Source organism: Salegentibacter maritimus (assembly GCF_016236975.1).
Lineage (GTDB): Bacteria > Bacteroidota > Bacteroidia > Flavobacteriales > Flavobacteriaceae > Salegentibacter > Salegentibacter maritimus.
Map to the genome: position 1 here is coordinate 98363 of NZ_JAEHNY010000013.1, position 21751 is coordinate 120113.

The window sequence follows — 21751 nt, forward strand, 5'->3', positions numbered from 1 at the left end:
TGATGCAAACCGTGCTAAGTAAATATCTAAAAAAATCAACGGAAGCCGCCCCTTTGGCGGTTTTTCGTTTGTTTTTTGGTCTTATGATGTTTGCGAGTATAGTACGTTTTTGGCTAAATGGCTGGATAGAAAAATTATATATCACACCAAAATTCTTCTTTTCTTATTACGGGTTTGAATGGGTTAAACCTTTGGGAGAATATACTTATCTAATTTTTATACTTTGTGGTATTGCGGCTTTAATGGTAGCCGTAGGTTATAAATATCGTTTGGCTATTGTCTTGTTTTTCCTAAGCTTTACCTATATAGAGCTTATGGATAAAACTACTTATCTTAATCATTATTACTTTATTAGTATTCTTAGTTTTTTAATGATTTTTTTACCCGCTAATGTCTATTTTTCTATAGATGCCCGGCAAAATCCGGCCAAAGCTTTTCAAAAAATACCACAGTGGTGCATAGATGTAATTAAATTATTGCTGGGAATTGTGTATTTCTATGCCGGCCTGGCAAAAATTAATTCCGATTGGCTTTTTAGGGCCATGCCTTTAAAAATATGGTTGCCATCAAAATACGATCTTCCTTTCCTGGGCAATCTTATGCAACAGGAATGGGTGCATTATGCCTTTAGCTGGAGTGGAATGTTATACGATCTTTCTATTCCTTTTTTGTTACTATACAGAAGAACCCGCTTTGTAGCGTTTTTAATGGTAATTGTTTTTCATGTATTAACCCGTGTGCTTTTCCCAATAGGCATGTTTCCATTTATTATGATTGTTAGCGCATTGATCTTTTTTAGTCCGAAAATCCATCATGGTATATTAGGTTTAATATCAAAGTGGTTTAGTATATCGAAACAAAAATTTGACAATCTAAAGACCTACCAGTTTTTAGGGGTAAAGAAAAACCTAAGTCTGGGCGTGATTACAGTCTTTTTTATTATTCAGCTTTTATTCCCGTGGCGATATTTACTGTATCCGGGCGAACTGTTTTGGACAGAAGAGGGCTTTAGGTTTTCTTGGCGTGTAATGCTTATGGAAAAAGCCGGCTATGCTCAGTTTAAAGTGGTAAACGCTGAGACTGGAAAACGATTTTATGTAGATAATTCAGATTTTCTTACACCCTTTCAGGAAAAACAAATGTCTTTTCAGCCCGATTTTATTCTTGAATATGCTCATTTTTTAGCCGATCATTTTACTAAAGATGGTCATGAAAATATTGAAATCTACGTAGAAAATTATGTGGCGCTTAACGGAAGAAAGAGCACTCCCTATATAGACCCGCAGGTTAATTTGCTTAATTTCGCGGACTCTTTTAAACATAAAACATTCATTTTACCATTTAAGGATGAAATTAAAGGTCTTTAGTATATTAGTTTTTTTAGTGTCGTTTAGCTATGCCCAACATAGTCTTAGCGGGAAGGTGATTTCTACTGAAACAGGGGCGCCCATACCAAATGCCGAAGTTTGGAATAGAACAACATCTGATGTAGTGGTTACCGATGAAAATGGAAACTTCGAAATTACCGGGATTAGTCAGGGCACCTATAATTTTGCTGTTTTTAGTTACGAATATGCCATCCTGGAACAGCAAATAAGCATAAATGGAGATCTTGTAATGGAGTTTAGCCTCTCGCCATTAGCCGAAAGTCTTAGCGAGGTGATGATTACTAATAGAAGAGAGCAATTATTTGCTTTAAGAAAGCTTAGAAAGGTAGAAGGAACTGCTATCTATGCCGGTAAAAAAAGTGAAGTGGTTCTTATGGATAAAGTTTCCGGAAATCTCGCCGCCAATAATGCCAGGGAGATTTATAACCAGGTGGTTGGTTTAAATATTTATGATAATGGCGATGCGGGGCTTCAATTAAATATTGGTGGGCGCGGCCTTGACCCTAACCGAACCCAGAATTTCAACACCCGGCAAAATGGTTACGATATCTCGGCCGACGTGCTGGGATATCCCGAGAGTTATTATACCCCACCGCCTGAGGCGCTAAGGGAAATTCAAGTAGTGCGAGGTGCAGCTTCCTTACAATATGGGACACAATTTGGCGGTCTCATTAATTTCAAATTTAAAAAGCCTCCGCGCGATAAAAAAATAGAATTGGTTTCAAGGCAGTCGGTAGGTTCTTATAACCTTTTTACTAGTTTTAATAGTTTGGCAGGTACTATTGGTAAGTTTAGCTACTACACTTATTACAACCACAAAACCGGAGAAGGTTTTAGGCCTAATTCAGAATATACCTCTAATAATTTCTTTTCTCATTTTGGATGGGATTTTAGCGATAAAACCAGGCTTAGTTTTGAGTATACTTATTTAGATTATGTAGCCCAGCAACCTGGCGGCCTCACCGATGCACAGTTTTATGAAGACCCTACATTTAGCAATAGGAAGCGAAACTGGTTTGATGTAAACTGGAATTTATATGCGCTAAAATTTAATCATCGCTTTTCTAATAGAACAGACTTTAGTTTAAACCTGTTTGGGTTGGATGCATCGCGTAAAGCCGTTGGTTTTAGGGAAAACCGTGTCTCGCAACCTGATGATCTTTCGGCACCAAGGGAATTATTGGTAGACGATTTTTCTAATTGGGGTGCAGAGGCCAGGTTATTAAGCAGGTATAATTTATTTGATGGGGAATCGGTTTTTTTAATTGGAAGTAAATATTACGATGCCAATAATTTTCAAAAACAAGGTCCGGGAACAGTTTCGGCTAAGCCCGAATTTACTTTTACCAATAATGAATACCCAAATTACCCAAGGCAATCTGAGTACAAATTTCCAAATAAAAACCTTGCCATTTTTGGAGAAAATATCTTTAACCTTACCAATAAATTGTCGGTTACACCCGGTTTTAGGTTAGAGTATATAAATACAAAGGCCAATGGTTTTTATAAAGAAATAGTGTTGGACCTGGCCGATAATCCTTTAATTAATAGAACCAAAGAAGAGGATAAAGACCTGGAAAGAAGCTTTGTGTTATTAGGAATTGGAGCCAGCTATAACCTGGATTCATCTAATGAATTATATGCTAATTTTTCCCAAAATTACAGGTCGGTTACCTTTAGCGATATTAGAATTGTAAATCCGAGTTTTGTGGTAGATCCAAATATTTCAGAAGAACGCGGCTTTACCTCAGATTTTGGAATTAGGGGGAATTTAAAAAACTTCCTGTCTTACGACGCCAGTATATTTGGTTTATGGTATAGAGATAGGATCGGGGAAGTTTTGGGAGTTGAAGATGGCTTTATAGTTAGAAGGCGTGGAAATATTGGAGATGCGTTTATTTATGGTTTAGAAACTTTTGCCGACTGGAACATTAAGAATACTTTTTTTGAACAAGCTAAGAATTACCGATTAAACCTTTTTCTAAACACCGCTTTTACAAATTCTGAATATACCGCCTCAGAAGAAACTAATGTGGAGGGGAATCAGGTAGAGTTTATTCCCTACGTAAACCTAAAAACAGGTTTAAATTTTGGTTATGCTAATTTTCTGGCCGGTCTTCAATATACCTATTTGTCTAAGCAATATACAGATGCTACCAATGCCCCTCAAGATGTTGATGATAACCAACGAGGTATAGAAGGGAGTATTCCGGCTTATGGGATTTTAGATTTTTCGGCTTCCTATAGTTTAGGTAAGTTTAAGTTAGAAACTGGGGTGAATAATCTTTTAGATAACTCCTATTTTACAAGACGAGCTACGGGTTACCCCGGTCCGGGGATTATTCCGGCACAGCCCATAACCTGGTATACAAGTCTTCAATTTAAATTTTAAAGCTTAGGTGGTAGAAATGAATAATTAAAGCCTACTTAGCCTGAATCAAGAATATTATTCGGCTTAAAAAAGTACTTGTTTTTTATTTAAACCTATTCTAAATAATTATATTTGAACAAAATTTTAAAAAAGATAGCAATGAAGAAAACATTAATTGGTCTTCTGGCATTAAGCTTAGTCTTTTCCTGCAAAAACGCAGAAGAGAAAGATAAAAATACTGAGGAAGAAAAAACTCAAGAAGTAAATGTTTATACTCATAGACATTATGAGTCGGACCAGGAGTTGTTTAAACAATTTGAAGAAGAATCAGGGATTACTGTAAATGTAATAAATGCCAACGCCGATGAGCTTATACAAAAAATGAGCATGGAAGGAGAGCAATCTCCCGCCGATGTGCTTATTACTGTAGATGCAGGTAGATTAGAAAGAGCTAAAAGCGGTGGGCTTTTGCAAGCGGTATCATCGAAAACCCTGGAAGAAACCATTCCGTCTCATCTTAAAGATGCCGATAACCATTGGTTCGGACTTACCAAAAGAGCAAGGGTTATAGCCTATGCTAAAGATAGGGTAGATGAGAGTGAATTATCTACTTATGAGGATTTAGCTTCAGAAAAATGGAAAAATAAGCTTTTAATACGTTCTTCCGGGAATATTTACAATCAGTCACTTATGGCTTCTATTATGGTTCATAATGGGGAAGAAGAGGCGAAAAAATGGGCTGCGGCAATCGTTGAAAATATGGCGCGGGCTCCTAAAGGGAATGATCGTGACCAGGTGAAGGCGGTAGTTGCAGGAGAAGGTGATCTTGCTGTTGTAAACACTTATTATATAGGTAAACTTTTAAATTCTGAAGATCCCGAAGAAGTAAAAGCAGGAGAGAGTATTAAACTTTTCTTTCCAAATCAGGATGGTCGTGGCACACACATTAATGTAAGCGGGGCTGGGGTGGCAAAATATGCTCCTAATAAAGAAAATGCTATTAAATTTATAGAGTTTTTAATTTCTGAAAAAGCTCAAAAAGTTTTTGCCCATTCAAACTATGAATACCCGATAAACGAAGCGGTAGCACCTGCAGCATTATTACAGGAATGGGGCGAATTTAAAGAAGATACCCTTAATCTTTCTAAACTTGGCGAAAATAATAAAAAAGCAGTAATGCTATTTGATGAAGCAGGCTGGAAATAATAGTGACATATTCTCAATAAAAGCCAGGTTAAGGAGGCTTAAAAGAGATACAAATCGATGGTCAATTTTTACATTGGCCATCGTTCTTTTTATCACCTTACCGGTAATTGCTATTGCAGTAAAACTATTGGAGGGACCCGGGGAAACCTGGTGGCACCTTGTAGATAATCTATTGGTAGACTACATAGGGAACTCCTTTTTTCTGATTTTTGCCTGTAGTTTGTTAGTGCTTATCACCGGGGTGGGTGCAGCCTGGTTGGTAGCGCGTTTTGAATTCCCCTTTAGAAAACAACTGGAGTGGTTGCTTATACTTCCATTGGCTATTCCATCTTACATCGTAGCCTATGCCTATGCCGGGGTGTTTGATTATGGCGGAAGCCTTGATCTTATTTTTAGATTTCTAAACCTGGAGTTTATTCGAATAGATATTATGAATAAATATGGGCTGGCCTATGTATTAAGTATTTCCCTTTTTCCTTATGTTTATGTTAGTTCGCGTGCCTTTTTCTTAAACCAGGCAGGAAACTTACTGGAAGCTTCAACGATGTTGGGGGTGGGAGAGTTTAAATCTTTTTTTAGACTTATGTTGCCATTAGCAAGACCTGCAATTATTGCGGGGCTCATTTTAGTACTCATGGAGGTTTTAAATGATTATGGTGCGGCACAGTATTTTGGAGTTAATACTTTTACAACCGGTATTTTTAGGGCCTGGTTCTCTCTGGAAGAACCGGAAACTGCTGTTTACCTTTCAGCATTACTCATCTTTATAGTTTTTGCATTAATTTTAATCGAGAAATGGCAGCGAAAAAGTGTTCAGGTTTCCGGAAATAGGGCTTCCAGATATATTCATAGAAAAACCGGTACCCGACTAATGCAAAACCTAAAGTTTTTATTGGTATTAATTCCCGTAATCTTAGGCTTTTTTATTCCTGTGGCGCAATTAGGCTATTGGGCATTTTTAACGGCCGAACAAGTGTTCGATTTTAATTTTATTCAACTTTCATTACAAAGTTTTGGGATAGCTTTCATCACCTCTTTGGTAACGGTGCTTTTTGCTACCTTACTCATTTATTTTGCTAAATGGAGTAATACCAGCGGAATTAAAAGTATATCTAAATTTGGGGTTTTAGGTTATGCAATTCCCGGAGCTGTTGTGGCCATTGGCATTATGATCCCTACGCTTGCTTTTGATAAATGGTTTATAGTTACGATGGATTCACTTTTTGGAATTAAAACCGGATTTTTATTTAACGGTACCCTGGTGGCACTGGTCTATGCCTATAGCGTTAGATTTATGGCCGTAGCGCATAACCCAATAGAATCTACCGCTTTAAAAGTAAGCAATAGTATACCAGATTCGTCTAAGATGCTGGGTGTGGGAAACTTTAAGACCTTTTTTAAAATAGAGTTTCCACTTATTAAAACCGGGATTTTAAGTGCGATGATATTGGTGTTTATTGATGTATTAAAAGAACTACCGCTTACGTTAATTTTAAAACCTTTTCATATTAACACACTCGCAGTGAAGGCTTTTGAATATGCAAGCGATGAAATGGTTATGGAGGCTGCTATTCCTTCATTATTTATTATCTTCACGGCAACAATTCCGGTGATATTTTTGAATAAATTATTGATAAAAGACTAGTATGCTAAGCCTGGACTCCATTTCTAAAAGCTTTGATAAAGGTAGAAATTTTGCCTTAAAGGAGGTTTCTTTTAATTTAGAAAAGGGAAATGTTTGTGCTATTGTTGGTGAAAGCGGAAGCGGAAAAACAACCCTGGTTCGGCTTATTGCGGGCTTGGAAAGGCCAGATCACGGTAGCATTGTGCTAAATGGTAAAGAGCTGTCTTCGGTCAATAAACTAGTGCCGCCCGAAAAACGGAAAATAGGTTTGGTTTTCCAGGAATATGCTTTATTTCCCCACTTTAACCTTTTAAAAAATGTAACCTACGGGATTTCTAAGCTTAAGAATAAAAAAGAACGCGCCCTGGAGATGTTGGATTTGGTTGGCCTAAGCGGATTGGAAAAACGTTATCCGCATCAACTTTCAGGAGGGCAGCAACAACGAGTTGCTCTGGCCCGGGCTTTGGCGCCAGAGCCTTCTTTGTTGATTTTAGATGAACCCTTTAGCAATCTTGATGCGATGCTAAGAATGCAGTTGCGTAGCCAGGTGTTTGAAATTATAAAGAAAACTGGCGTTACCGCAATTTTTGTGACTCACGATACGCAGGATGCTCTTTCTGTGGCCGATGAAATTCTTATTCTTCAACACGGAAAAGTAATTCAAAAAGACCAGGCTTCAAATTTGTATACAAAACCTAATTCGGTGTATGTGGCTTCTCTTTTTGGAAATACTATTCAACTAAATAAAGAATTACAAACCGCTTTTAATTGTCCTTTAAACCCCAATTGTAATCATGCTATACGCAACGAAAATCTTAGTATTAATGAGGAATGCGAGTATATTACCCATGCCAGGGTTTTGAAGAAAACCTTTATGGGGAATACCACCCAATTGTTGTTAAAGTTAGACAACGGTCATCAGGTTTCGGTGGTTACTCAAGAGACTCATGTGGCCGATAGGATAAAGATTGGCTTTAATTCTACCGATGTACTTGAATTTGGTAGCTAAATTTCCCCCAAAGTAATTTTCTGATAACTAATAGGTTTTAAACCTATTTTTTCTATAAAAAACGTATATTTGCACGCAATTAAATCTTTAATTGCTATGATCGCACACGAATCCAAAATTTTAGGAGAAGGCCTTACTTACGATGATGTATTGCTTGTCCCTGCTTATTCTGAAGTACTACCACGGGAAGTAAGCATCCGTACAAAATTCACTAAAAATATTTCTATAAACGTTCCTATTGTATCGGCAGCGATGGATACGGTAACCGAATCCAGAATGGCCATTGCTATGGCCCGTGAAGGTGGAATTGGTGTGCTGCATAAAAATATGACTGTAGAGCAACAAGCTCTAAAGGTACGAAAGGTGAAAAGAGCTGAAAGCGGAATGATTATAGATCCCGTAACCTTGCCTATTAATGCAAGTGTGAGCGATGCTAAAGCAAGTATGCGCGAGCATAGTATTGGGGGAATTCCAATTGTAGATGAAGATGGGAAATTGTTGGGAATTGTAACCAATAGGGATTTGCGTTTCGAGAAAAACCTTAAACGCCCAATCGCTGAGGTAATGACTTCAGAGAACCTGGTAACTGTAGCTGAAGGGACATCCCTGGAACAGGCTGAGGATATTTTACAGGAAAATAAGATTGAAAAACTTCCGGTAGTAAACAATAGCAATAAGTTAGTTGGGCTTATTACTTTTAGGGATATTACTAAACTTACCCTTAAGCCCAACGCCAATAAAGATAGTTTTGGAAGGCTTCGCGTAGCAGCAGCGGTAGGAGTTACTGCTGATGCTGTAGAGAGAGCTGAGGCTCTTGTGAATGCTGGAGTAGATGCCATTATTATTGATACTGCCCATGGCCATACCAAAGGGGTGGTAACAGTGCTAAAAGATGTAAAAGCCAAATTTCCAGACCTGCAAGTGGTTGTAGGAAATATCGCTACCGGTGAGGCTGCAAAATATTTGGTAGAAGCTGGTGCAGATGCGGTTAAAGTAGGAATTGGTCCTGGTTCTATTTGTACTACCAGGGTAGTTGCCGGAGTTGGTTTTCCACAATTTTCAGCGGTACTTGAAGTAGCTTCAGCCCTAAAAGGCAGTGGTGTTCCGGTTATCGCCGATGGAGGAATTCGTTATACGGGAGATATTCCGAAAGCATTGGCTGCGGGAGCTGATTGTGTGATGCTAGGTTCTTTACTTGCCGGGACCAAAGAATCTCCGGGGGAAACTATTATTTACGAAGGAAGAAAATTTAAGTCATACCGCGGAATGGGATCTGTAGAGGCCATGCAAAAAGGATCTAAAGATCGTTATTTCCAGGATGTTGAAGACGATATTAAAAAATTGGTGCCTGAAGGTATTGTGGGACGTGTTCCTTACAAAGGTGAACTTGAAGAAAGTATCCACCAATTTGTGGGAGGCCTAAAAGCGGGAATGGGCTATTGCGGTGCAAAAGATATTGAGACCCTTAAAGAGACAGCAAAGTTTGTGAAAATCACGGCTTCTGGAATTCACGAAAGTCATCCACACGATGTAACTATCACTAACGAATCGCCTAACTATAGTAGGTAGATACGTTTACTTTTATCACAATAAAAAAGTCCCCGTAAGTTTTAAAACTTACGGGGACTTTTTATAAGGAGTAAAGTCTTTATTAAGTTAAAGCTTGTTTCAACCTGTATCACCAATTAAGTGTCATGTTGAAAGCAGGTTGTAACAAACTTCAATTATTTTAAAAGGCACTATTCTTCGTTTGTGCCGGCCGCTTTGGGTTCTACTCCCATTTTAGACATCACTTTTTCGGTAATATCATATTCTTCTGCCGAAAATGCGAGGTTGTTGCCACCTGCGTGAAAGATTTGGGTGAATCCTTCTGCGGCAATTACCTGGCGCATTGCGGCGTCAATTTTCTCATAAAGTGGTTTGGTAAGCTCGTTTCTTCGCATTTGCATCATTAATTGTGCTCTTTGCCTAAACTGCTTTATTTGGTTTTCGAGTTCAATAATTTCAGATTCGCTTTCCTGGCGGGTTTCAGCAGCAAGGCTTTCGGCATTGGCCTGGTATGTTTTTACGAGGGTGTCGTATTGTTTTACATTAGTTTGGAAGTCTTGCTGTAATTTCTTGTCGTAGGCTTCCAGTCCTTTATTTACTTCTTCCATTTCAGGCATTTGGGAAAGAATGTAATCGGTATCTATAGTTCCTATCTTGCTTTGGGCACTAGCAAAAATGCTAAAAGTTAAAAAGGCAATTATTAAACTGCTTCGTATCATAATAAAATTGTTTTTGGCAAATATAATAGCAGCTTTTAATTATTCATATTAAAATGTGAAACTATTTCTTAATCTAACACGCTTTGGTTGTTTTCTACAAAATTTTTAAAATCTTTCATATATTGATTAGTCTGTTTTTTAAAAGCGCCCGGCATAAATAAGCCCATGAGCTTCATAAAACCACTAAAAATAAACTCGTTTTGTGATATCCAAAGCGTATGGTTCTCTTCAGTTTCTTTAAAACTATTTTTCTGAATATTATAGACGCCTTTGGCTGAATAGTTTGCGTGAAAAATAGCCGGAAGCTTATTTTCTACAATGGTCTCTACCATTTCAATTTCTCGCTTTCCCATTTTATATATTAGCATATTTTTGGAGCCTTTATCTCCTAAATTTCCGGAAATAGGTGTCATAGAGATAAATCCGCGCTGCCAATGCTTCATGTTATCTGGATTGCTAAATTTTTTAATTACTTCGGGCAGGGGCTTTTTAATTTTAATTTCACTGGTATATTTCATATTAAAAGCTTTTTATGGAACTTGAATAAAACAATTAATAAATACTTCATTTAAAGATACTTAAGAAAATTCAATTATATACTTATAATTTTTGCTTACTTGTAATCGTTTAAATATAAGCTTGTAGAACCTAAATGAATTCTTATTTTTGCTTACCGGCAATTTACAGGCTCTTAGATATTTAATAATGGTATGTATATTGTTAGTGCAATAATTGAAAATGTTGAAAATAGTACCTGTATTTATAGTTTTTTTACTAAGCGGTTTTATGCTTGCGGGTTGTTCCTATCTTGAAAAAGAGGATGATAGGGAAGTTGTGGTAAGGGTTAATGATACTTATTTGTATAAGGAAGATATTAATGCCTTAATCAATGAGAATACTTCTGCAGAAGACAGTGCAATTATTGTTTCTAATTATATAAATAATTGGGCCACACAGCAATTGCTTATAGATAGGGCACAATTAAATCTTCCGGAGAGTCAACTTAGGGAATTTAAAGACCTAATAGAAAACTATAAGAATGAGCTTTATACCAGTGCCTATAAAGATGCGGTGGTAAGTAGGGAGTTAGATAGTACTTTGTCTATTGAAGAAAAGCAGTCATACTTTGAAGAGAATAAGGGAAATTTTAAGCTTTCAGACGATTTATTGAAACTAAGATATGTAAGCCTGGCTCCAAAAAATACCAAAATAGATGAAATAGCCTCTTACTTGACTAGCTTTGAAGAAGAGGATATAGAGGAACTTGAGAAAATTTCACTTCAGTTTAAGAATTATTCTCTAAACGATTCAGTTTGGGTAAAGTTAAAAACGGTATACAATAAAATTCCTGCGCTCACCATAGAGCATAGAGATAAACTTTTAAACAAATCTAATTTTCTTCAGGTAGAAGATTCATTAGGCGTATATTTGATTTTTATAAAAGATGTGTTGGAGCGTGGGGAAGATGCGCCCTTTGAATATGCCGAGCCAACAATTGAGAAAATTTTGCTGAATAAGCGAAAATTAAACCTGATAAAAGAACTTGAAAAAGATATTACAAAAGATGCAATTAAAAATGAAGAATTTGAAATCTATAATTAAAACCACCGGCTTGCTTTTAGCCATTTTATTTGGCTTTACCGGTTATGCTCAGGATGTAATTGTTACCGATAGTACGGCCATTCAGCCAGAAGATGAAATTGCAAAGAATACTGTTGCCCAGGAAAACAGTTCAGAGCGCAGAAAGGTAGATGGAATTGCCGCAGTAATTGGTGATTATATTATTCTGGACAGCGATGTAGATATGATGTATAAGGATATGCAGAGCCAGGGAATGTCTACCGCTGATGTTACCGATTGCCAACTGGCAGGTTCTTTAATGGAAAATAAGTTGTATGCACACCACGCTATCCAGGATAGTATTATTATTATGGATGCCGAAGTAAATAATTATATAGACCAACAAATTTCTGAAATGGTTCGCCAGGTAGGTTCCATGGAAAAAGTGCTTGAGTTCTATAACAAAGAAAATGAAGCTGAATTTAGAAGTGAGTTGTTCGAGCTAAACAAAGAGCGCCAATTGGCCAGTCGTATGCAGCAACGAATTATTGAAGAGGTAGAAATTACCCCAGAAGAAGTGAGAGCTTATTACGAAAATATTCCTGAAGACGAACGCCCGGTTTTTGGAGAAGAAATAGAGCTTAGTCAAATTGTGATAAAACCAGAAATTCCCGAAAGTGAAAAACAAAAAGTTATAGATCGTTTAAATGAATTTAGGGCAGATGTTTTAGATAATGATGCGAGTTTTGCTACCAAGGCAGTTTTGTATTCACAAGATCCCGTGAGTGCCAGGGAGGGTGGCGCAATTTCGCTCTCCAGAAAAGATAATTTTGTAAAAGAGTTTAAAGATGTTGCTTTTAGTCTTCAGGAAGGTGAAGTAAGTGAGCCTTTTGAAACCGAATTTGGGTATCATATTATTCAAATAGATAGAATTAGGGGACAAAATGTAGATTTAAGACATATACTTCTTATTCCTGATGTGACCAATGCTTCGGTTGAAGAAGCCAAGGCTAAAATAGACAGTATTAGAAAAAGAGTAGATGAAGGTGTTTTGGATTTTGCCGAGGCTGCTCGTGAATTTTCTGATGAAGAGGAAACAAAAAGCGATGGCGGAAAACTTATTAACCCAAGAACCGGTGATACTCGTTTTGAGTTATCTAAAATAGATCCAAAACTTTACGACGAAGTAGGGGATTTGCAAGAAGGGGAGCTTTCCTTGAGAATGCGCGACCAGGATAGAACAGGTCGACCATTTTTTAAAATTATAAAAGTGAACAAAAGAATTGCAGAGCACAAAGCTAATTATGCAACAGATTTTTCTAAAATAAAAGAGTTGGCATTACGAGATAAACAACTGGAAGCTATTGAGGAATGGCAGAAAGAAAAAATTGGAGATACTTACATTAAAGTAAACGGTAAGTTTAAAGATTGTGAGTATAGTAGTAACTGGTTAAAAAAATAGTTTTTTATTAATGTCAGATGTTGCTCTTGTAGAAAATATGGTGCGTAAACACCGCGATTTAAAAAACGAAATTGCTAAAACTATTGTAGGGCAGGATGTGGTTGTAGACCAAATCCTGCTTTCTGTTTTTTCAGGAGGGCATTCTTTGCTTGTGGGTGTTCCCGGTTTGGCAAAAACGTTAATGGTAAATACCATTGCCAGGGCGCTGGGCCTGGATTTTAAAAGAATTCAATTTACACCCGATTTGATGCCCAGTGATATTCTTGGTGCCGAAATCCTGGATGAAAACAGAACCTTTAAATTTATAAAAGGCCCGGTTTTTTCCAATATAATTCTTGCCGACGAGATTAACCGAACTCCGCCCAAAACTCAAGCAGCTTTACTGGAAGCCATGCAAGAAAGGTCTGTAACCGTTGCCGGGCATCATTACCGCCTGGCCAATCCTTATTTTGTACTGGCTACACAAAATCCAATTGAGCAGGAAGGGACTTATCCGTTACCAGAAGCACAATTAGACCGGTTTATGTTTTCTATCTTGTTGGAATATCCTAGTTTTAAGGAAGAAGTAGCTATTGTAAAAAGTACCACAACAGATACAACCCAAAAAATAAACGCCTTATTTACTGCGGAAGAAATTGTGGAAATTCAGCAATTAATTCGTAGAATACCCGTGGCCGATAACGTGGTAGAATATGCAGTGAAACTGGTAGGAAAAACCAGGCCTAATACTGCCGAAGCTCCTGAACTTATAAGAAATTACCTCGATTGGGGAGCAGGACCAAGAGCTTCACAAAACCTAATTCTTGCCGCAAAATCTCACGCTGCCGTAAATGGAAAGTTTTCACCAGATATAGAAGATGTGCAGGCAGTAGCTATAGGTATTTTACGTCACAGAATCATTAAAAACTATAAAGCTGAAGCCGAAGGTATTTCTGAAGAAAAGATAATTCAAAACCTCTTATAATGATTCAGCACTTTATTAAATATAGAGTACTGGTTAGTATTGTTTTCTATATTTTATGGGGGAGTGATTTTATTACAAATGTGCTGGAACTAAGTAAAGAAGTAAGTACTTACTTCAATTGGACTGCACTTGGGATGCTTTTTATATTCTGGTTGTTTATTTTATTTGATATAAGTAAGCAGAATTTAAAAGGTAAAACTTTTTGGATACTCTCTATGTTTCTCCTGCCTTTCTTTTCTCCAATAGTTTATTTATTCAAAAGAAAAAATTTGATACACCTTCGAAACAATAAGTTTAGAAGTTTTTAATGATAAAATACGTTTTATCGTCATTTAGGCCTTGTTGTAATATCATCTGTAAATTGGGGGTGATTCTATAACAGTTGTTATAATTCTGTAGTTTGCCAATTTCCATTCCGGGATTTTAAAGTTTCGCTTGTAATAGTCCTCGTTCCTCTAAATAAGTAAAGTACTTCACTTAGAGCTACCAGTCAAATTTAGAAAAAACTTAGACTTTTAAAAGATATCAGGGTGAAGCCACTTTCAATTTTAAACAAATAAACTTAAGGAATTGCTTTTTTAATCTCGCAGAGCTTATCAAGAATGGGTTTAAATTTTATTTTCTTCCCGGCAACGGATTATATTTTTTTTAATCTTATTAAGTTAATTTATTAAATTCATAAATTTCAACCTAATTATTAGTTTTAGTTGAATTTTAACTATCTATAATTGCGAAATGAAAAATTATTTTCATTAAATTTTGATAATCACTTCTTATTTTCAAAATCCACTCGAAATCCTTATTTTTGCTAGACTTTTTTAGAACTAAAATACATAATAATATGGCATACGATATTGATATGATCAAGAAGGTTTACAGCCAAATGGCCGAGCGTGTAAATACAGCGCGTGAGGTTGTTGGAAAACCTTTAACCCTTTCAGAGAAAATCCTTTATTCGCATTTATGGGATGGTGCGGCCAAAGAGGCCTACCAAAGAGGAAAAGACTATGTAGAATTTGCGCCAGACAGGATTGCCTGCCAGGATGCAACTGCCCAAATGGCTTTATTGCAATTTATGCAAGCCGGGAAAAAGCAGGTTGCAGTACCTACTACAGTGCATTGTGATCATCTTATCCAGGCCAAAATGGGAGCTGCTATAGATTTGCAGGCTGCCAATAAATCCAGTAGTGAGGTTTTTGATTTTCTGGAATCTGTTTCAAATAAATATGGAATAGGATTTTGGAAACCCGGTGCAGGAATTATTCACCAGGTAGTATTAGAAAATTACGCTTTCCCTGGAGGGATGATGATTGGTACCGATTCGCATACGGTAAATGCCGGTGGTTTAGGAATGGTTGCCATTGGTGTTGGTGGAGCCGATGCCGTAGATGTAATGGCCGGAATGCCCTGGGAACTTAAATTCCCTAAACTTATTGGAGTTAAATTAACCGGAAAACTTTCTGGTTGGACGGCTCCTAAAGATGTTATTTTAAAAGTAGCCGGAATACTTACCGTAAAAGGTGGAACCGGTGCAATTATAGAATATTTTGGTGAAGGTGCCCGCTCTATGTCGGCTACCGGAAAAGGAACCATTTGTAATATGGGGGCTGAAGTTGGCGCAACCACTTCAACTTTTGGGTATGATGAGTCTATGGATCGTTACTTGCGTGCTACCAACCGCGCCGATGTTGCTGATGCGGCAAACGAAGTTAGTGAGCACCTAACCGGAGATGATGAAGTTTATGCAAATCCAGAGCAGTATTTTGATGAGTTAATAGAGATTAACCTTTCAGAATTAAAGCCACACCTTAACGGGCCATTTACTCCAGATTTGGCAACGCCTATTTCTGAGATGGGGGCTAAAGCAAAAGAGAACGACTGGCCAATTAACGTAGATTGGGGATTAATAGGTTCGTGTACCAACTCTTCTTACGAAGATCTTACCCGTGCAGCATCTATTGCAAAACAAGCAGTAGAGAAAAAAGTAAAAGCAAAATCTGATTTTGGTATTAATCCGGGGTCTGAGCAAATTAGATATACCGCAGAGCGTGACGGCTTACTTCAAATATTTGAAGATTTAGATGCAACTGTATTTACAAACGCCTGTGGACCTTGTATTGGTCAATGGGATCGTAGCGATAGAAAAGGGGAAGAAAAGAATACCATTGTACATTCTTTTAACCGTAACTTCTCTAAACGTGCCGATGGTAATCCAAATACCCACGCTTTTGTAGGTTCGCCAGAGATGGTGGCAGCAATTGCTATTTCTGGTCGTTTAGATTTTGATCCTACCCGCGATAAGTTGATGAATGAAGATGGGGAAGAAGTAATGCTAGACGAGCCAACGGGAATAGAATTACCCACAAAAGGCTTTGCAGTAGAAGATGCAGGATATATCGCACCAAAAGAAGATGGAAGTTCAGTTGAAGTGAAAGTAGCTAAAGATAGTGAAAGACTTCAATTATTAACTCCTTTTGAGCCATGGGATGGTAAAAACCTTACCGGAGCTAAATTGCTTATTAAAGCCTTTGGGAAATGTACTACAGACCATATCTCTATGGCCGGGCCATGGTTGCGTTATAGAGGGCATCTAGATAATATTTCTAATAACTGCCTTATTGGAGCGGTTAATGCTTTTAATAAAAAGACAAACTTTGTAAAGAATCAACTTACAGGGGAATACGATGGCGTTCCTGCCGTGCAACGTGAGTATAAAAAAGAAGGCGTTCCAACGGTAGTTGTGGGAGATCATAACTATGGAGAAGGTTCTTCAAGGGAGCACGCGGCTATGGAGCCTCGTCATTTAGGAGTAAAAGTGGTATTGGTAAAATCTTTTGCCCGTATTCACGAAACAAACCTTAAAAAACAGGGAATGTTAGGTTTAACTTTTGATAATGAGGCCGATTATGACCTTATTCAGGAAGATGATACCTTTAACTTTATAGACCTTGAAGATTTTGCTCCAGACAAGCAAATTACAATTGAAATTGTACACGCCGATGGTAGCAAAGATACGATTAAAGCAAACCATACGTACAACCAACCTCAAATTGAGTGGTATAAGCATGGTTCTGCACTTAACTTAATTAAGAAGCAAAACGCAGCTTAATTAGTTAAGAAATATATTTTATAGAGAGGCTGATTATTTGATCCTCCCGTCATTCTGAACTTGTTTCAGAATCTACAATTCTTAGGAGTTTGACCCTGAAACCAGTTCAGGGTGACGCGGAAAGAACATCAATTAATCAGCCTCTTTTTTATGCTTTAAATTGAGATGTTAAGTATCTTTGCCTTTTACGTCTAAGCATTAAAAAACGGCAATGAAGAAGCTTTTCAAGAATCAATGGAGTAATATTATTTTTATTATAATCATTTTGGCAATGATTATTCCCCAAACCCGAAAACCTATTCAAATTGTAGTAAATAAAATATTTGCTTTTAGTCCTTCTGCCACCGATGAGGAGGATAGGAAACAGCTAGAAACCTATAGCTGGACCCTGGAGACAGAATCTGGAAAAAAAATAGATTTTGCTGAATCTAAAGGAAAAGTAATCCTGGTAAACTATTGGGCTACCTGGTGTCCTCCTTGTATCGCTGAAATGCCAAGTTTTCAGGAGCTCTACAATGATTATAAAGATGAAGTAGCGTTTTATTTTATTTCCGGCGAAGATCACGAAACCACTAACAATTTTCTTAAACGTAAAGGTTACAGTTTTTCTAGCTATAGAATGCTTTCTAAAGATCCTAAGCCTTTAGATGGTTATACCTTGCCTTCTACCTATGTAATAGACAAAAACGGTACTATTGTGGTAGATAAAAAGGGTGCCGCCGATTGGAATAGTCAGAGTTTTAGGAACCTGTTGAACCAGCTTTTGGCCGAGTAATTTAAAAAGCTTTTCTAAAAAAAGATTTGATAAAGTCAAAGCTGTAAAGAGAAAACATAATTCTAAGGTCCTCTGAAACCGAAGTTTCTTCATCTAAATATTTAAAAATATCCTGTGGTGTATTTTTAGTATAGAATTTTGTGAAAATCTCTTCGCCTTTTTGGTTGTTTTGTGAGAGTACATCCAAAAATATGGCATCATATTTTCTAAACCTGTTATTGATTAGGTTTTCTCCAGGAAGTTTGCCGGCTTTAATATTTTCAATAATTTTTGAAATGCGTTTTTCGGTGTTTTTAAAGGAATAGCCTGTTGAAGGTTTTACCCAACCACCACCGGTACCAATTTTGGTGATTTGTATGCTATTTTCCTTGTCAAATGGAAAATCGGTCATAGGGATGACGCCAGATTCGGTGCTTTTAATCTCATAATCTTTAGTTTTTAATATCTTATCAAAATAATGTCGAAGTTTTTCGTCGTATACTTTGTCCTCGGTTAAAAAAGGTGAAAAGAAGGTATATTCAACTAAAGCTTTTGTTTCTGTAAAGGGGAGAATGTAAGTAAAGGCAGTGGCGTTTGGATACTTAATTCTATAATCCATCATAGTAAAAGAGCCTGGTGTAAAAACCGGGTTTTTTGTTTCTACTTCCCAGCCCTTAAAATGTTGAAAAATACAGGTGTATTTCTCACTCTCCAGATAAGATGGATCTACTCTGCTGTCGAAAAAATGAGTGGCTGTATAGGTTGTGTTTTGTCCCCTGGCCTTCATGGTAACGGGATCTATATGCTGAATATCATCAGTAATAAATTCAATGTCCTCAGATTTTTCTATTTCATTTCTTAGGTGCTGATGATAATCTGCAGCTTTTATCATTTTATATGAGTAGGGGGGGAGTTTTAAATCTATATCTGCTTTAGAAGAAATAAATTTACCTTCTTGCCAGGATGCAAAAACCAGATTATCCCATTTGCCTGAACCTTTTTCCCAAAAACACCAGGTTTTGATAGGTGTGGCAAAATCTGAATCTATGATGGCGATCTTTTTTCCTTTAAAAAAAACATCCCGGCTAAGTTGCCGGGCAAGCTGAAGACCTGCAAGACCTCCTCCAATAATTGCATAAAAATAACTGGGCCCTAACATAGACTAATGTGTGTATACGCTGTTTTTACTAATGTAACCAAAGGGTGTAATATCCTGTGGCTTGCCTCAAAATTAAAAATTTGTTTCCAACCAATTCCTCGTGGGCTTGCCCCGGGCTAATTTACTTTTTAAAATATTTAAAAGGAACGAACAGCATACCAAAACATTCCCCATCGTCTTTTCCAAGGTGTTTGTGATGCATTTTATGAGCCCTTCTTATGCCTTTTGCATATTTGTTATTGGCATTTCTAAACATTTTAAAACGTTGATGTATAAAAATATCGTGAACTGTGAAATAGGTTATACCATAAGCCAGGATTCCTAAACCAATAGGCAGTCCAAACCAAACACCTTCATATCGCCAGAGTAAAAAGAATCCTATACTCACCAGAGCATAGAAAATAAAGAAGAGATCATTTCGCTCCCACCAATGGCTATGATCTTTATGGTGGTGATCTTTATGTAAGCTCCAAAGGAGTCCGTGCATAATGTACTTATGTGTAAACCAGGCCATGCCTTCCATAGCTATAAAAGTACCTAGAAAAACAAAGAGCCATAATAAAATGTTCATGCTATATAAGTTTTAATCTATACGAAATATAAGATTTGGCCAGTAAGCCGGCTTTTTCATAATCTGGAACTCTAATCCTACTATTTTTAATCTCCAAAGATGGGACTTTCTTTAATTTATGTAATAACTTTCTATAATAAATATAAGCAGTATATACCCCAAATTTAGCTTCTACCGGTAAGTGGGAAATTCCACTTAAACCATTTTTAAAATCCTCTTCAATTTCAGCGATAATTCGTTGCTTACTGGTTTCATCTAATTGTGCCAAATTTGTCCCCGGAAAATAACTTCTGGCCAATTCTTCATAATCGGCCTTCAAGTCTCTTAAGAAGTTTACTTTTTGAAAAGCAGAACCCAAACTCATAGCAGATTCTTTTAAAGATTCATATTTTTCCTGATTTCCGTTTACAAAAACCTTTAAGCACATTAGGCCAACTACATCGGCACTTCCATAAATATACTCTTTGTATTCGGCCACACTAAGATAATCAGATTTATGCAAATCAAGGCGCATACTTTTCATAAATGCGCGATAAAGGGATTCTTCAATATTATATTTGTGTATAGTTTCCTGAAATGCATTTAAAATAGGATTTAAACTAATTTTATTTTCAATCGCTTTATAAAGATCTGCCTCAAAATCATTAAAAAGTTTTTCTTTATCATAATCGTGAAAAGTATCAACTATTTCATCGGCAAAACGTACAAAGCCATAGATATTATAAATGTCCTGACGTATAGAGGGCGCAAGCATCCTGGTTGCCGTAGAGAACGAGGTACTGTAATGATGGGTTACAGTTTTGCTGCAAACCCTTGAAACCGTATCAAAAATGGCTTTCATAATTTAATCTTCTTTTTGAATTAAACCGGCTGCAAGCTTTCCTGAGATAAGGGAAGGTGGCACCCCTGGTCCGGGAACACTTAGCTGTCCCGTAAAAAATAATTTATGTACTTTTTTACTCTTCAATTTAGGTCTTAAAAATGCAGTTTGCAAAAGGGTATTTGCCAAACCGTATGCGTTGCCTTTGTAAGAGTTATATTCTTCTTTAAAATCTTTTACACAAAAAGATTCCTTGAAAAGAAGGTGATCGGTTACATTTTGATTGGTTAAACTTTCAAAACGCGTTATAATTTTTTTAAAATATTTTTCTCTAATTTCAGGAGTATCCTCAATATTCGGTGCTAAAGGAATTAAAAATATTCCAGCCTCTTTACCTTTCGGGGCCGCAGAATGATCTGTGATAGATGGAAAACTTGCATAAAAAAGTGGCTCTTCAGGCCATTGGGCATCGTCGTAAATGGCTTTTGCATGTTTTTCAAAATCGGTATCGAAAAATAATGTATGGTGTGTTATATTTTCTAATTTCTTATTAAAACCCGCGAAAAATAATAGAGCTGAAGGAGCAAAGGTCTTTTTTTGCCAATAAGACTCTTTGTATTGTCTTTTAAATTCCGGTAATAAAGTTTCAGTATGATGATAATCGGCACCGCTTACGACATAATCCGCTTTAATTTTTTCTTTGTTTACCTGAATTGCAGTAGCTGTATCATTTTCTACAAAAATTTTAGAAACCGGGGCATTCGTGTTTATTTTTATTCCCAGTGATTTTGCCAGGCTTTCCATGCCTTCAATCACTTTGTACATACCGCCTTTGGGATGCCAGGTGCCCAGGCCAAAATCGGCATAGTTCATAAAGCTGTAAAAGGCCGGAGTATTGCTTGCTTTGGCACCTAAAAAGAGCACCGGAAATTCTAAAATTTGAACCAGTTTTGTATTGTTAAATTCTTTTCGAACTTCTTTGGAAATAGTACTGAAAAACTGCCCAATTTTACGAGCGGTAGCTGGTGTTATTAACTCTAAAGGGGAAACACCCGGGCGGTATACAAGATCTTTAATTGCAATGTCATAGTTGTTTTTAGCTTCTTCAATAAATTCTCTTAGCTTTTTTGAGCTTCCCGGCTCTTCAGCTTCAAAAGCAGTACAAATCTTTTCAAGGCTATCTTCTATGGTTATAGCATCTTCTTTTCCGAAGAAAACTTTGTAGGCCGGACTTAACTTTTCCAGTTCATAGTAATCAGAAGGTTTTTTCCCGAAATCGGCAAAGAAACGTTCAAAGACATCGGGCATCCAATACCAGGTAGGACCTATATCAAAACAGAAGCCGTCTTTTTTTAACTGGCGTGCACGACCACCAATATCAGCATTTTTCTCAAAAATTTCAACTTCATATCCATCTTTGGCCAAATAGCAGGCAGCGGCAAGAGAAGCAAAACCCGAACCAATAATAGCAATTTTGTTTTTCATAT

18 protein-coding genes are annotated in these 21751 nt (G+C 37.0%); 12 read left to right on the plus strand and 6 right to left on the minus strand.

Translation table 11 applies throughout. The features are described from left to right. Positions 1–2: 2 nt before the first annotated feature. The 6 genes from I6U50_RS13790 to guaB all read left to right on the plus strand — a co-directional run bounded on the left by I6U50_RS13790 (position 3) and on the right by guaB (position 9167). A complete protein-coding gene (locus I6U50_RS13790) occupies positions 3–1367 on the plus strand; it encodes an HTTM domain-containing protein (RefSeq protein WP_198639273.1) in 1365 nt (454 codons plus the stop codon). Next, entirely contained in the window at positions 1348–3780 is a 2433-nt protein-coding gene (locus I6U50_RS13795) for a TonB-dependent receptor (protein WP_198639274.1), read from the plus strand. Before I6U50_RS13790 ends, I6U50_RS13795 begins: the two co-directional genes overlap by 20 nt. 138 nt (positions 3781–3918) lie before the next feature. After that, positions 3919–4965, plus strand: coding sequence for a Fe(3+) ABC transporter substrate-binding protein (locus I6U50_RS13800; RefSeq protein ID WP_198639275.1), 1047 nt, complete (start codon positions 3919–3921; stop codon positions 4963–4965). After that, positions 4946–6610, plus strand: coding sequence for an ABC transporter permease (locus tag I6U50_RS13805; protein ID WP_198639276.1), 1665 nt, complete (start codon positions 4946–4948; stop codon positions 6608–6610). Before I6U50_RS13800 ends, I6U50_RS13805 begins: the two co-directional genes overlap by 20 nt. A gap of 1 nt (position 6611) precedes the next feature. Then, positions 6612–7598, plus strand: a complete 987-nt coding sequence (locus I6U50_RS13810) for an ABC transporter ATP-binding protein (protein ID WP_198639277.1) — start codon at positions 6612–6614, stop codon at positions 7596–7598. Positions 7599–7694: 96 nt separating this feature from the next. Then, entirely contained in the window at positions 7695–9167 is a 1473-nt protein-coding gene (guaB, locus tag I6U50_RS13815; protein ID WP_198639293.1) for an IMP dehydrogenase, read from the plus strand. A 170-nt stretch (positions 9168–9337) separates the two neighbouring features. Here the strand turns inward: guaB and I6U50_RS13820 are convergent, their stop codons facing one another. Both I6U50_RS13820 and I6U50_RS13825 read right to left on the minus strand, forming a co-directional pair. Next, complete coding sequence (locus I6U50_RS13820) at positions 9338–9865, minus strand: OmpH family outer membrane protein (RefSeq protein WP_198639278.1); 528 nt, start codon at positions 9863–9865, stop codon at positions 9338–9340. Between the two features lie 68 nt (positions 9866–9933). After that, positions 9934–10383, minus strand: coding sequence for an SRPBCC family protein (locus I6U50_RS13825; protein WP_193712225.1), 450 nt, complete (start codon positions 10381–10383; stop codon positions 9934–9936). 220 nt (positions 10384–10603) lie between these two features. Between I6U50_RS13825 and I6U50_RS13830 the strand changes: the two genes are divergently transcribed. From I6U50_RS13830 to I6U50_RS13855, 6 genes are all read left to right on the plus strand, one after another. Continuing rightward, positions 10604–11467 (plus strand): peptidyl-prolyl cis-trans isomerase, encoded by an 864-nt coding sequence (locus tag I6U50_RS13830; RefSeq protein WP_227740429.1) that lies wholly within the window; start codon positions 10604–10606, stop codon positions 11465–11467. Next, positions 11430–12887, plus strand: coding sequence for a peptidylprolyl isomerase (locus tag I6U50_RS13835; RefSeq protein WP_198639294.1), 1458 nt, complete (start codon positions 11430–11432; stop codon positions 12885–12887). Before I6U50_RS13830 ends, I6U50_RS13835 begins: the two co-directional genes overlap by 38 nt. Positions 12888–12897: 10 nt before the next feature. Continuing rightward, positions 12898–13851 carry an AAA family ATPase gene (locus tag I6U50_RS13840; RefSeq protein WP_198639279.1) on the plus strand — a complete coding sequence of 318 codons (954 nt, stop codon included), beginning with the start codon at positions 12898–12900 and terminating at the stop codon, positions 13849–13851. Between the two features lie 134 nt (positions 13852–13985). Next, positions 13986–14159, plus strand: coding sequence for a PLDc N-terminal domain-containing protein (locus I6U50_RS16175; RefSeq protein WP_394370626.1), 174 nt, complete (start codon positions 13986–13988; stop codon positions 14157–14159). Positions 14160–14692: 533 nt separating this feature from the next. Beyond that, positions 14693–16960, plus strand: a complete 2268-nt coding sequence (locus I6U50_RS13850) for an aconitate hydratase (protein ID WP_193712228.1) — start codon at positions 14693–14695, stop codon at positions 16958–16960. Positions 16961–17171: 211 nt separating this feature from the next. Next, on the plus strand, positions 17172–17735 hold the full coding sequence (locus I6U50_RS13855) for a TlpA family protein disulfide reductase (RefSeq protein ID WP_198639281.1): 564 nt from the start codon (positions 17172–17174) through the stop codon (positions 17733–17735). A 1-nt stretch (position 17736) separates the two neighbouring features. Here the strand turns inward: I6U50_RS13855 and I6U50_RS13860 are convergent, their stop codons facing one another. The 4 genes from I6U50_RS13860 to I6U50_RS13875 all read right to left on the minus strand — a co-directional run bounded on the left by I6U50_RS13860 (position 17737) and on the right by I6U50_RS13875 (position 21749). Continuing rightward, the gene (locus I6U50_RS13860) at positions 17737–18873 is read right to left on the minus strand and encodes a lycopene cyclase family protein (RefSeq protein WP_198639282.1); all 1137 of its coding nucleotides are present in this window, start codon (positions 18871–18873) and stop codon (positions 17737–17739) included. A 121-nt stretch (positions 18874–18994) separates the two neighbouring features. Continuing rightward, positions 18995–19444, minus strand: coding sequence for a sterol desaturase family protein (locus tag I6U50_RS13865; RefSeq protein ID WP_198639283.1), 450 nt, complete (start codon positions 19442–19444; stop codon positions 18995–18997). A 1-nt stretch (position 19445) separates the two neighbouring features. Beyond that, complete coding sequence (locus tag I6U50_RS13870) at positions 19446–20285, minus strand: phytoene/squalene synthase family protein (RefSeq protein WP_198639284.1); 840 nt, start codon at positions 20283–20285, stop codon at positions 19446–19448. A 3-nt stretch (positions 20286–20288) separates the two neighbouring features. Further along, on the minus strand, positions 20289–21749 hold the full coding sequence (locus tag I6U50_RS13875; protein ID WP_198639285.1) for a phytoene desaturase family protein: 1461 nt from the start codon (positions 21747–21749) through the stop codon (positions 20289–20291). Positions 21750–21751: the final 2 nt, after the last annotated feature.